Source organism: Anaerocolumna xylanovorans DSM 12503 (assembly GCF_900143645.1).
Classification (GTDB): domain Bacteria; phylum Bacillota; class Clostridia; order Lachnospirales; family Lachnospiraceae; genus Anaerocolumna; species Anaerocolumna xylanovorans.
This window is the reverse complement of record NZ_FRFD01000011.1, coordinates 97978-110959: the sequence shown is the minus strand read 5'-3', so window position 1 is coordinate 110959 and position 12982 is coordinate 97978. Positions and strand designations below refer to the sequence as shown.

Here is a 12982-nt window from a genome sequence, read left to right as displayed (position 1 = left end):
AAACGAATCAACAGCAGATCATTTCATGCCCTTTTTAATAGCATTGCTTTTCATCTTAGGAGAGTTAATTATATATTTGTGATTTATTGCCCTTGACAGCCGGAGGGAAAAATTGTATTATAAAACAAACAGTCAGTCTGTTTGTTTTATGGAGGAGAAGATGAAAAGAGAAGAAAAAACAAAAAGTGCGAAAGAGAAAATAATCAAAGGGGCATTTTCCTTGTTTGCAACAAAAGGTTATGAAGCGACTACAACTCAAGACATTATAGATATTACGCGATTATCAAGAGGTGCAATGTATCACCATTTTAAAAGTAAACAAGAAATATTGGAATCGGTCACAAAAGAAGCTCAACTTCAGGTAAATGTTTTTTTCGAAGGGTTAGTTGCAGATGATTCATTAACAGCTAAAGAAAAAATCTCCAAAATAATTACATACACTGCCAATAATGATGTTCAGAAACAATTGATACATTATAGTTGGATAGAAAAGATTCCTTTCGCATTGCTGGACGAAATACGCAACCTGAATAATATTATTGCTCCTTTTGTATCACAAATAATAAAGCAAGGTGTGGACATGGGAGAATTCCAATGCTCCTATCCCAAAGAATTAGCGGAAATTCTCGCATTATGTATAGATGTTTGGCTTGACCCTGTACTATTTAAAAGAAGTTTTGCTGAGGTATCCAGCAGATTAGACTTTCTATTGTTCATGTTGGAGAAGATTGGGACGCCAATTATTGAGGAAGAAGATATGAAACGCATCAAGGATTTATATAAACCTTTTCTGGATGAGGGTATACATTATGGAAATTAAAGAACAAAAGCTTAAAATATTGATGATAAACTTACCTTTTTCCGGACATACAAATCCTACGCTGGGTTTGGCTAAAGAATTAGTTAATCAGGGCTGTCAAGTCACCTATATTCAAGCTCCTGAGTGGAGAGAAAGGGTAATTCTTACAGGGGCCGGGTTTGTTGCATATGATGATTACCCTGACACACTAAGTCCAACTCAAAAAGAAATAAAAAGTTGGCGGGCGGCTTATAATACTGCGCTGCGCATAGGTTCGGACTATGACTGTATTATTTATGAAATTTTATTTTTTGTCGGAAAAAGTCTTGCGGACAAATTGCAAAAACCATCTGTTCGTCTTTTCTCCACATTTGCATTAAACCAGAATATACTTAATATGTTTGCAAAGACGGGTGGCCTTTACATGACCAGTATTTTCAGATTCAGGCTGTTGTATCGACTGCTGTCACAGGTTATATGCAAAAAGTTTGATTTGAGAACAAATGATATTATAGATGAAATCGTTTCTAACTTACCAGAGCTGAACTATGTTTATACAGTTAAGGAATTTCAAATACTCAATAAGGAATTCCCTGATACGAATTATAAGTTTATAGGCCCCTCCATTTCACATAGGAACAGTAATGTACATATAGCTTTTGATGAAATAAGAAACCCGCTTATCTACATATCACTTGGCACATTGCTCAACGATTCTATATCCTTTTATAAAAAATGCTTTGAAGCATTTGCCTGTGAGAATGTCACAGTCATTCTATCTGTCGGGCAAAACATTCCGCTAAAAAAACTTGGGCAAATACCCGAAAATTTTAGGGTCTACTCCTTTGTTCCGCAATTGGAGGTTTTGCAGCATACTTCTCTGTTTATTACCCACGGGGGAATGAATAGCGTAAACGAAGCTATATATTATGGAGTGCCCATGCTGGTTGTACCAGTGGGTAATGACCAGCCAACTGTTGCAAATAGAGTCAATGAACTTGGATTGGGAAAAAGGCTGAATAGAAAGAAGCTATCCTCCGAGAACTTAAGATGTACCGCCTTTGATGTGATGAATGATGTTAAAGTCAAAAAGACCGTACAAATATTTCAACAAGCAATGAGTGAAGCCGGCGGCAATAGCTTCGCCGCTCACGAAATAATTGACTACGTCCGTAACCAAAATTTCTAATGTGCATAAAGATTATTCATAGAACATAGATAGTCAGCCGACTTTAAAATATTATCAGACAATAAAATATGAGAAGTCGCTTGACAAGAGCCGTAAATAAATATAATAAAGGCATTTAAGAACACGATTGCCGGACTGCTTAAATTTGAGTAGAGGCCAACGTTTCCTTCAGACGGTTGATGAACTGAAAACCCTGATTGGGCAATCAGAATTAAAACACGCTTCGGTTACAAACATCATCTCGATTTACAAAATGGCATTTTGTGTTGTTATTAAATTACTTCATGGTAATATATACCTAATTATACCATTTCGTGTTGCAATATGTAAATAAATGGTATACAATGATTGTGTTGAGAGTATCATATCTATTAGCTAATAGGAAGTTATATATGCTAAAAATTAAAAAGACTTTTAACTTTATTAACAGTATTTGTACTGATGGTTTCCAGTAATAATCTAAATATTATTAGGGCAAATAGTGAAAATGATGATATATCCAAAATGGACATCTACGGTTAAGAAATATACCTCTACATGGGAGCGAAATACAGTATCAAGGAAATAATGATGAACTTGTTGAATTGACTTACCGTGCTTACTTTGATGCATTGAAATAGTACAGTTAAGCCTGTGGTTCACCTCATGAGTGAGCTGCAGAAATAAAATACAAGGAGGTCTGAAAATGGTTAGTAAAAAGTTTTCTTTTAAAGCTCTTATGGTAGTTTTAGCAGTATTCGTATCTACATTTTACCTGGTCTTACCGGTGAGCGCAGCCGCTAGAGGAGCATGGGCTCCAAATACTGCATATGCAGTAAGTGATACAGTAACCTATGATGGAAGCACTTATACCTGTCGTCAGGCACATACTTCCCTCGTAGGTTGGGAACCATCCAATGTTCCCGCTTTATGGGAGAAAGGCGGCAGCGGAACTACACCACCACCAACACCAACAAATGAAGTGACATTTTATGCGGATATAAACTATGGTGGAGCAGCAAAAACACTTGGAGCAGGCAATTATACACTGTCACAGTTGAATGCAAAAGGAATCCCAAATGACTGGATGTCTTCTCTCAAGGTTCCTGGCGGCTGGACGGTTGAAGTATATGAGCATGATAATTTTGGAGGAACAAAATGGACCTATACTTCAAGTTCTTCCTGGGTTGGCGATACTGTCAATGACAAAATGTCATCGGTTAAGATTTATATTGGTTCAACGGCTCCTTCAGTAACAAAGCCCTCCGAAGTTCCAAGCAACATATGGACATATACAATGAATGTGGACAATAAGTTTGGTAAGGGCGGAGATTTTGCTTTATTGCTGTGTGCTGTTATCAAAAAGGAAAGCAGCTTTGGAGCGGGCTTACCAGGCAGTCCATCAGCCGGCGACGGATTGATGCAGGTAGAACCAAACACACGTAATGCTTATTTATCCCAATTCAGCTCAACATTTGGCCGTGCTTATAATCACAGCAGTGAACAAGATCAGGTATGTTTGGGCGCACTGATTTTAAATGAAAAGATTGCTAAATTCGGCAACATATATAACGGTTTATTGCACTATAATGGAGGAGACTACTGGTATCCGGGAGCTACGGATTCTTATGGCCGTCCTATTCTGGCAAATCAATATGCAGATATAGTTTACGCTACATATAAGGGTTATGGGGGTAAGAACTAAGATGTTATTTATCCATTAGATGTAAAATTAAAAATTGTTTGCATATAAAGAAAAGTCAATTTACTGCATTGTTATATCAATATCAAATAGTTTCGTTCCGGCTTGTTCTGTATTTCTTCAATAATGTCAGCGGAATACAGAACAAGTTCAGGAATATATGAAAGTGTGCACTCATTTTAATTGAATGAGTGCATTTTTGCTATAGAAATATGGGGGAATACTTTGTGATTTGAATATTTATGTTATATAATGGAAATTAATAAGATATAATTAATAAAATAAATGAAGCTATTGGAGTGATTCCAGGACACTGTTTTTTAGAATGATCTGCACATAAATTGGATAATTCCTAAGCGTTAGTATATTTTTGGGTTAAATTCACGAGAGTATGAGTACAATACATTTATTCAAAGGAGGTTATATATGAGCAACATTAATGGCAATGTAAGGGAGTTGTCACCCGGACAACGTGAAGAACTATTAAGAGTTTTAAAGGCACGTTTTGAGAAAAACATGGATCGTCATAAAGATATTAAATGGGCCAAAGTGCAAGCAAAGTTAGAAGCTAATATTGAAAAATCGTGGTCCCTCAATGAAATGGAAAGAACGGGGGGCGAGCCAGATGTTGTTGGGTATGATGAAAAGACGGATGAATACATTTTTTATGATTGTTCAGCGGAAAGTCCCAAAGGCCGAAGAAGTATTTGTTACGACCGTGAAGCTCTGGAGTCAAGGAAGGAAAATAGACCAGAAAGTAACGTAATTGATATGGCTGTTACAATGGGCATTGAGCTTTTGACAGAAGAACAATACCGGGAATTGCAGAAACTTGGAAGTTTCGATATGAAAACATCTAGCTGGGTAAAAACACCCGTTAATATTAGAAAACTCGGCGGGGCTATTTTTGGTGATCGTCGCTACGACACTGTCTTTGTGTACCACAATGGGGCAGAATCTTACTATGCCGCCAGGGGCTTTCGTGGTTCCTTAAGGGTATAATTTATCACAAAGATATTTCTCCGTTAAGACCCTGCCAGATGGCGTCAGGCATCATTTTTATATCCTCAAAGCATACAGAATCAGTTCGCATGCTGAAATAAGCGAAAATCTTGATAAATAAGGGGTTCTGATGAATCTTAGAGTTCCGCTGATTAGCGATGGGCTTGTTTTAGAAATGAATCGCAGGATTTTAAATGAACCAATTGATTTTATGGGGATAATTGGTCATGTTCCTATTGCGGGGCAGTTACCCGTTGGAGAATCGACCGGTGTCGATGTGCCCGGCGAAATATGGAGGCGTTTCCACAAGGAGAAAGATCGGATTGCCCGCATACCGAATGGGCGGGAGGTGGGTGTTGCTTATATGGGTGATGCGCCGGAAGGATATTTTACTTACTTTGCAGGAGCAGAGGTTGAATCTGGGATGACAGATGAGAATTTTCAAATATGGCAGCTTCCTGCTCGGGAATATATCATCTGTGGATTTGAGGCAAATGATTTTTCTGAAGATGGGTGAGTACAATCCCAAGATAAAAGAGTTTATTTACTACTCATTCGATAAGTATGCCAGCATTGAAGAAGATGGTAAAAATACCTTTACTTTTGGATATTATTTACCATGCAAAAAAATCATCTGATTGATAGATACATAGATTAACGAGAATTCTGCCGCCAAAGTGATATCAGCTTTGTGCGGCATTTTCTGTCCCCATGCTGACTATCGCCCATCCTCAAGAACCAGTTCTGCCATCTTCTTTATTATATTTGTAACAGAGAGAGGCTGTACATCCAAAGCCCGTGCTAAACGCCTGCTCCGGTATATCCGCTGTCCTTGGCCAGACGGTATATCATTTCAGGATAATCTTTAACAGAAGGGGGGGAAGAAGTGCGTTCAATGGAATAAGAAAATTCAGTGAATTTCAGATTGTATTAAGTAAAAAAAGAAGAAATATCAGTAAAAATATGACATTGAGACTGCCATTGTGCGGGGATATAATTAAATTCATGGAACATATTAAAATAATAATTTATTATTGGTGGCATGAAAATATAGGAGAAACAGGGTTATGAAAAATTTGAAAATTGCAGTTATTGGAGCCGGCAGTACATATACGCCAGAGCTTATGAATGGGTTTATAACAAGGAATAAACAATTAAAGGTTGACAGTTTTTATATGATGGATATTGATAAAGAGAAAACAGAGATTGTAACAGGGCTTGGTAAAAGAATGCTTGAGGCGAATGGAATGAATTCAAGGGTTATAATTACCGACAATGTTGAAGAGGCAGTTGAAGGCGCTGATTACATACTGGGACAGATCAGAGTTGGAAAGCTGGATGCCAGAATAAGGGATGAAAAGATTCCTTTGAAATATGACCTGCTTGGACAGGAGACAACCGGTGCAGGCGGATTTATGAAAGCTCTGCGGACAATACCTGTCATGATGGACATTGCAAAGAAGATAGAAAGGCTTTCGCCGAATGCGTGGTTTATAAACTTTTCAAATCCTTCCGGTATTATAGCTGAGGCCTTGCTGAATAATACAAATGTAAAAATGCTGGGACTTTGTAATGCTCCTATCAATATGATTAAACGTGCGAAGGAAATGCTTCCTGAAAACGTGGCGAAATTTGATTACGATTTTGTAGGCTTAAATCACCTGTTTTGGCTGACAGCATTATATGCTGACGATAAGGAAATTCTGCAGAACTTATTTTTGGGAGGTTATAAGAATAACAGTTTAAAGAATATACCCGAAGTTGTTTACGATGAAGAATTACTAAAAGCAATAAAAGGCCTTCCGGTATCCTATCTAAATTACTATTATTTCAAAGATAAAATGATAAAAAAATGCAAGGATGCCGATATGACCAGGGGTGAGGAATGCAAGGTGATAGAAGCTGAACTCCTTGAATTGTACAAGGATACCAACTTGAAGGAGAAGCCCGGAGTATTGGATAAAAGAGGAGGAGCTCTATACTCGGAGGCTGCGGTTTCAGTTGTAGATGCGATAGAAAATGACAGGAATGAGGTACATGTGGTTGATGTTAAAAACAACGGTGCTTTGAGTTTTATGGATAAGGATGATGTAATTGAAGCCAAATGCGTGATAAATAAAAACGGCGCAACCCCTCTAAAGCTGAATGATTTTAACAATGACCATATTATCGGTTTAATGCAGGGGGTCAAAGCATTTGAAAAATTAACTGTTAAAGCGGGAATTGAGGGAGATTATACGGCAGCATTGGGAGCTTTACTGACACATCCTCTTATTGGGGATTACTCCAAAGCAAAAGATGTACTTGATGAGATGCTGGAAGCCAATAAAGAATTTTTACCTCAGTTTTTCGGAAGGAAATAAAATTATGAAAAAATATGTGCTTGGAATGGATGGAGGAGGAACGAAGACCCATTGTTCGATTTTTGATTTGGATGGAAACATGGTTGACCTGGTAAGCTGGGGAAAAACAAACCATGAGTGCTTAAGCGGCGGCTATGACGAGCTTAAGATTGAGTTGGGCAGACTTTTTACATATATTCTTAATAAAAACGGCATAGGCACAGAGAAATTGGGAAAATGTGTGTTTGGATTGGCCGGAGTGGATACGAAAAGACAGCATGAATTTATTTCTAATATGATCAGGGACTTAGGGATCAGAGACTTTATTCTTTGCAATGATTCTTACCTGGGAATAAAGGCAGGCTGTGAGAATGGTTTTGGAATCTGTGCAATAAATGGGACAGCTTTTTCCATAGGCGGGATTGATTCCAAGGGCAACATGCTGCAGATTGGCGGATTAGGGGAAATCAGCGGAGGAGACTTTGGAGGAGGAGAATATCTGGCAGGTAAGGCTATAGCAGCAACCTATAACTCTATATTTAAAAGAGACCCGGAAACGCTGATAACTGAATTGTTTTTTAATATTTTAGATATAAAATCAAAGTTCGATTTTGTTGAAGCGCTAAAAGGCAAGATTGATGACGGCACCTATAAATATGACGATTTTAATAAATTGGTATTCGAAGCTGCTAATAAAAATGATGCAGTGGCACAGGATTTGCTGGACGATATGGGCAGAGAATATGCAAGGTGCATCAATGCAGTCATAGCCAATCTGGATTTTTGTAAGCAAGAGCCTGTTGAGGTCATATTGGCCGGTTCAATATTTGTCAAAGGTGAAAATCCAAGGGCAATAGAAAAAATCAAGCAGGATGTTTCTTTGAAAAATGAAGACAGAAAAATTTCTTTTAAGGTTTTAAATTCACCGCCTGTGGCAGGAGCTATTTTATGGGCACTGGAGCAAAATGGATGTAAAAAGCATGATAGGGAAAAAGTCTTAAGAGCTTTTGAACAATAGAATTATCACGTTCTAAACACATTTGAGAACTGACAGAATGATTTGGAAAGTCATAATCGAGTATATTAAAGTTTAGGGGAGGGTACAAAATGAAAAGACAAAGCAGGATTATTTCATTTCTGGTCGCGGTTATCATGATTGCAACAGTAATTATGCCGGCAACTGTTGTCCAGGCAAATGCAAGTGGAGTTTTTATCAGAGTAAACCAGGTGGGATACAAACCTTCGGCAAATAAAGTGGCCATGGTTTTATCCAGTACCAATTTAAGCGGAGTAAGATATGATGTTTTTAATTCCAGTAATACATCAGTTCTAAATGGAACTATTTCATCAGCCAATAAAGGAAGCTGGGGCGATGCCGGCGGTGCAAATTGTGCCTACACCTATGCTCTTGATTTCAGTGCTTTAAGTACAATAGGCAGCGGATATTATATAAAAATCAACACATACACTTCACCGGCGTTTTCTGTCAGCGATTCCGTTTACAGCAGTTTAGCCGATCTATCAATGCAGTTCTTCAAGGTACAACGCTGCGGAAATACAAATCCAAAGGATCATGGAGTCTGCCATATATCAGGAACAGGTTCATCGGTGGATGGAAAACCTGATGGAGCTTCCAGTACAATTGACGTAACAGGCGGCTGGCATGATGCCTCGGATTACATCAAATTCATGAGTACGATCGGACATGTCACAGATGTAATGCTTACAACCTATATTCATCATCCGGAAGTTTTTCCTTCACCCGGAAGCACAAGCGGCGTATTGACCGAAGCCAAGGTTGGGCTGGATTTTATACGAAAGATGTGGGATAACACAAACCAGATATTGTATATGGAAGTTGCTGATGGTCTTGATCACGATGTTGAGAATGATGATCTTGATTCCCGCAGTAAATGCTGGCCGGAAAATGACAACACCATATATGGTGCATCCAGGCCCGTCCATCCATGCCCGGCGGGAAAAGGTGCAAATCTGGCGGGTAAAGCAGCAGCTGCCTTGGCACTTGGAGCTAAAATTTGGGGAGACCAAAGCGGACCCAGCTACAATGCCACATTAGCCGGCAGTTACCTTACGGCAGCACAGCAGATATATACCTGGGGCAAGACCAGAACAGGTATTGCAGGAGATGCAGATGAGTTCTACGTGGATACCGATTATAAAGATGATATGGCCTGGGCAGCAGCTGAACTCTACCGTGCTACAGGAACAGCTTCTTATCTGGCAGATGCAAAGTCTTATTGTGACAGTGCCGGAGAATGGTATAACAAATCTGATACCAGCCTCAACTGGTCAAGGGCTTACGCCTGGGCAAACTATGAAGTTGCTTCACTTGATCCGGCCTATAAAAGTACAGTTATAAGCCGCATGAATAATCATCTCAATGTAAAGAAAACCTATGCAGATGCACAGTTCTGGAATAACAGCAGCCAGCCAAAATGGGGCAGTTATGAAGCAATGAGCAATAATGCAATTGAGGCTTTGATGTATCAGGAACTTTCAGGTAATTCTACTTATTCAAATCTGGCGGGACAGCAGCTGGACTTTATGTTGGGTAAAAATCCATGGGGTGTCAGCATGTTAAATGGTGCGGGTACCACCTGGTTTCAAAATCCCCGTCATCGTGTGACAACACTGAATCGTGCAAGCAATCCCGGATATCAGCTGCTTGGAGCCTGGAGCGAGGGATTTGAGACAAGCGCCCAATATGCAGTAGATCAATTGGATCCATTGCTTTCGGGACAAGAAAACCCGAATATAGTGCAATTCAATGATAGTCGTATGGTTTGGCACGACAACAGAAGAGATTATGCAACAAATGAAGTTACTATTTCCGGAAATGCGGCAGGTATGGCAATGGTAGCTTTTATGGGGGGAAGTTATACACAGAGCATACCGTCGGTACCAACCGGGTTGGCGGCTGCTGCAGGGCCGTCTCAAATAAATGTGACCTGGAGTGCAGCAGCAGGCGCAACCAGTTATGACCTTGAAGTAGATGGAACAACAATAAGCAATGCAACCTCTCCTTATGCGCATACAGGTTTGACGCTGGGTTCAACCCACAGCTATAAAGTAAGAGCCGGTAACAGCGCTGGTACAAGTGCATGGAGTACAGCCGTAATTGCAACGACATCTGCCGCTGCTGTTGATTATCCGGCCAATGCCGATGCCTATGTAAGGGACGGAACTTATGCCACAACGAATTATGGCACGGCAACAACAATCGATATCAAAGGCGATCCGGATGCCGGATATAACCGGAAGGGCTTTTTGAAGTTTGACCTTACCGGTCGTTCAGGAACATCAGTTGCATCAGCAACTTTGAAGGTGTACTGTAATGCGGCATCTGCAAAAACACCGTTAGTGATATACGGTCTTTCCGGCACTGATACCTGGGTGGAATCGGGGAGCGGAAGTATAACCTGGAATAATCAGCCCAGCAGTACAGGTGCAGTAACAATAGGAACTTTGAATGTTACAGCTGCCGGTTGGTATACCATAGATGTTACAAGCTATGTGAACAGTCAGATGAGCGGGGATAAGAAGGTGACCTTCAAGCTGCAGGTTGAGAACAATAATGGAGCGACTTTAAGCTTTAACAGCAAGGAGAATGCATCAAATAAACCTGCTTTAACAGTTAATTAGCTTCCAGTATATGATTTGCAAAAGGTCAGTTTTTCACAATGGGACAGCAGGCGCATTCATTCTTTCTATTTTGTGCAAACTGCCTGTAGGCATATTGAAACAGGGCATTTGCCGGGCGAATCATTATATATTTATTAAAGTAAATTAAATATCAGAGATTATAAAAAGGCGGCTGAGAATATTTCAGCTCGCCTTTTTTGCGCCAAACGGAAAGCTGTCTATAAATGAAATTATGGAAGTGACTCCACCCTTGCAATTAAGAGAGATCCTGACCTGGGTAAATCACCCTGTGCTTATTGTAAAATAATCTGCCAAAGCCAAAAGGTAAAAATATAAATATTATACGTAAAAATATAAGATTGAGGCAGTGCAGCCCTGAGTATATAATAAATTTAAGGATTTGGATCAGCATAGTTAAACAAATAATTAAGGAGTCGAAAATAATGGAGTTAACTACTAGAAAGACAAAATCTCTGCGTAAAAATGAAATTTTTGCTGGGTATATGTTTATTTTACCATGCTTGTTTTTTCTGCTGTTTATGGCGATTTTACCAGTTTTCCTAACTGTTTTTATCAGTCTTACCAATTGGGGTTCCGTTGCTACCGATCTTTCGAAGATATCATTTGTCGGATTCGAAAATTACAAGGATTTATTCAAGGATGCTACTTTTTATACAGCTCTAAAAAATAATATTTTGCTGCTTTTTTATACAATACCTATCCAGTTAATATTAAGTTTTATATTAGCCGTATTGATAAACAAGTATTGCTATTTTAAAAACTTTTTTAAGTCCATTTATTTTTTGCCGTATATTTCAAGCACAGTAGCTGTTGCAACTATATGGATGGTTGTTTTGCAGCCATCCTATGGCCCGGTTACAGAAATGCTGAAAGCGATAGGAATTGAAAATACGCCGAAATGGCTTTCTGACTTGCATTGGGCGCTTCCAAGCTTATCAGGAATGGTTGTATGGCAGAACCTGGGGTATGATATTATAATTATTTTAGCAGCACTGCAGACTGTTCCGCTTGAACTTTATGAGTCAGCTGAGATGGATGGGGCAAATTGGTTTGTAAAGATCAGAAAGATTACGCTTCCTATGATAACTCCTACGATATTTTTCCTTATAATCTATGAAACGATGGAAACTTTCAGGATATTTGACCAGATCAGTGTTTTGACGGATGGCGGTCCCGGTGACGCAACACAAGTCCTCGTTTACTATCTATACAAACAAGCATTTAGAAATAGCCATATAAACTATGGAGCAGCGATTACGGTCGTACTTTTTATTATAGTTTTTGTAATTACGCTGGTTCAATGGATAGGCAGAAAGAAATGGGTACATGAATAGAAAAGGGGATTCTTATGAATGATATTGCAGTTAATAACAAAGTTAAGGGTTTGCGCTTAAATAATAAAATTAAAGTAGGAAAGATAGCGGTTACAATCGGTTTATTGACTTTTGGCTTAGTAATGATTCTGCCGTTTATTTGGATGATATCTACATCTATGAAATATGAAGTCGATGTTTTTACTTTTCCAATCCAATGGATCCCTACGAAGTTCAGAATTATCGAAAATTATAAAGAAGTTTGGTTTGGAGACGCTCCATTTGCTCTGTATTATTTTAATTCCATTAAAGTTACAGTAATAACAACCTTCTTTTCTTTATTAATTTCGAGTATGGCAGCATTTGCTTTCTCAAAGCTTAATTTTCCGGGCAGAGATAAAATATTCGTTTTAATAATAGCGACAATGATAATTCCTGATCAGGTTACGCTTATTCCAAGGTTTTTATACTTCAAATGGCTTCATCTGTTTGATACGCATCTCTGTCTGATAATTAGTATGCTGTTCAGCCAGTCAAGTATATTTTTTATTACACAGTTTATGAAGTCATTACCGGCAGAACTTAGTGATTCGGCTAAAGTCGATGGAGCCGGAACGTTAAGGACATTCTTAAATATAATGCTGCCTCTGTCTAAACCGGCTATAGCAACAATGGCAATTGTTAAGTTTATTTGGTCATGGAATGATTATCAGAACGTTCTGATTTTTATAACAAATGCAAAGCTGTTTACTATTCAAATCGGAGTACGAATGTTTACTGACAGATACGGATCATTTTATTCATTAATTATGGCTGCCTCGGTATCGGCAATTATTCCGCTATTCATCGTGTTTGCAATTGGACAAAAATATATAATTGAGGGTCTGACTGCCGGAAGTGTTAAAGGTTAAAAATCTATATTCAAGGTAATTAGGCGTTATAATATAAGGAACGCCGTTATTATAAATACAA

General features: G+C 38.8%; 10 protein-coding genes. All 10 read left to right on the top strand.

Going from position 1 to position 12982, the window contains the following annotated elements; translation table 11 throughout:
* Positions 1–160: 160 nt before the first annotated feature.
* The 10 genes from BUF11_RS18185 (at position 161) to BUF11_RS18130 (ending at position 12921) form a co-directional block, all read left to right on the top strand.
* A complete protein-coding gene (locus BUF11_RS18185) occupies positions 161–820 on the top strand; it encodes a TetR/AcrR family transcriptional regulator (protein ID WP_073590291.1) in 660 nt (219 codons plus the stop codon).
* The gene (locus tag BUF11_RS18180; RefSeq protein WP_073590290.1) at positions 810–1988 is read left to right on the top strand and encodes a macrolide family glycosyltransferase; all 1179 of its coding nucleotides are present in this window, start codon (positions 810–812) and stop codon (positions 1986–1988) included. The genes BUF11_RS18185 and BUF11_RS18180 overlap by 11 nt, the downstream gene beginning before the upstream one ends.
* A gap of 685 nt (positions 1989–2673) precedes the next feature.
* Positions 2674–3672, top strand: coding sequence for a carbohydrate-binding protein (locus BUF11_RS18175; RefSeq protein ID WP_073590289.1), 999 nt, complete (start codon positions 2674–2676; stop codon positions 3670–3672).
* Positions 3673–4095: 423 nt separating this feature from the next.
* Entirely contained in the window at positions 4096–4671 is a 576-nt protein-coding gene (locus BUF11_RS18170; RefSeq protein ID WP_073590288.1) for a DUF4256 domain-containing protein, read from the top strand.
* Between the two features lie 130 nt (positions 4672–4801).
* Positions 4802–5188, top strand: coding sequence for a GyrI-like domain-containing protein (locus BUF11_RS18165; RefSeq protein ID WP_073590287.1), 387 nt, complete (start codon positions 4802–4804; stop codon positions 5186–5188).
* A gap of 550 nt (positions 5189–5738) precedes the next feature.
* Positions 5739–7034: a 6-phospho-beta-glucosidase gene (locus BUF11_RS18150; protein WP_073590285.1), complete on the top strand. Its 1296-nt coding sequence runs from the start codon at positions 5739–5741 to the stop codon at positions 7032–7034.
* A 4-nt stretch (positions 7035–7038) separates the two neighbouring features.
* Positions 7039–8031 carry an N-acetylglucosamine kinase gene (locus BUF11_RS18145; RefSeq protein WP_073590284.1) on the top strand — a complete coding sequence of 331 codons (993 nt, stop codon included), beginning with the start codon at positions 7039–7041 and terminating at the stop codon, positions 8029–8031.
* A gap of 89 nt (positions 8032–8120) precedes the next feature.
* Positions 8121–10676, top strand: a complete 2556-nt coding sequence (locus tag BUF11_RS18140; protein ID WP_073590283.1) for a glycoside hydrolase family 9 protein — start codon at positions 8121–8123, stop codon at positions 10674–10676.
* 443 nt (positions 10677–11119) lie between these two features.
* Positions 11120–12031 carry a carbohydrate ABC transporter permease gene (locus BUF11_RS18135; RefSeq protein ID WP_073590282.1) on the top strand — a complete coding sequence of 304 codons (912 nt, stop codon included), beginning with the start codon at positions 11120–11122 and terminating at the stop codon, positions 12029–12031.
* Positions 12032–12045: 14 nt separating this feature from the next.
* Complete coding sequence (locus BUF11_RS18130) at positions 12046–12921, top strand: carbohydrate ABC transporter permease (RefSeq protein WP_073590281.1); 876 nt, start codon at positions 12046–12048, stop codon at positions 12919–12921.
* Positions 12922–12982 lie beyond the last annotated feature (61 nt).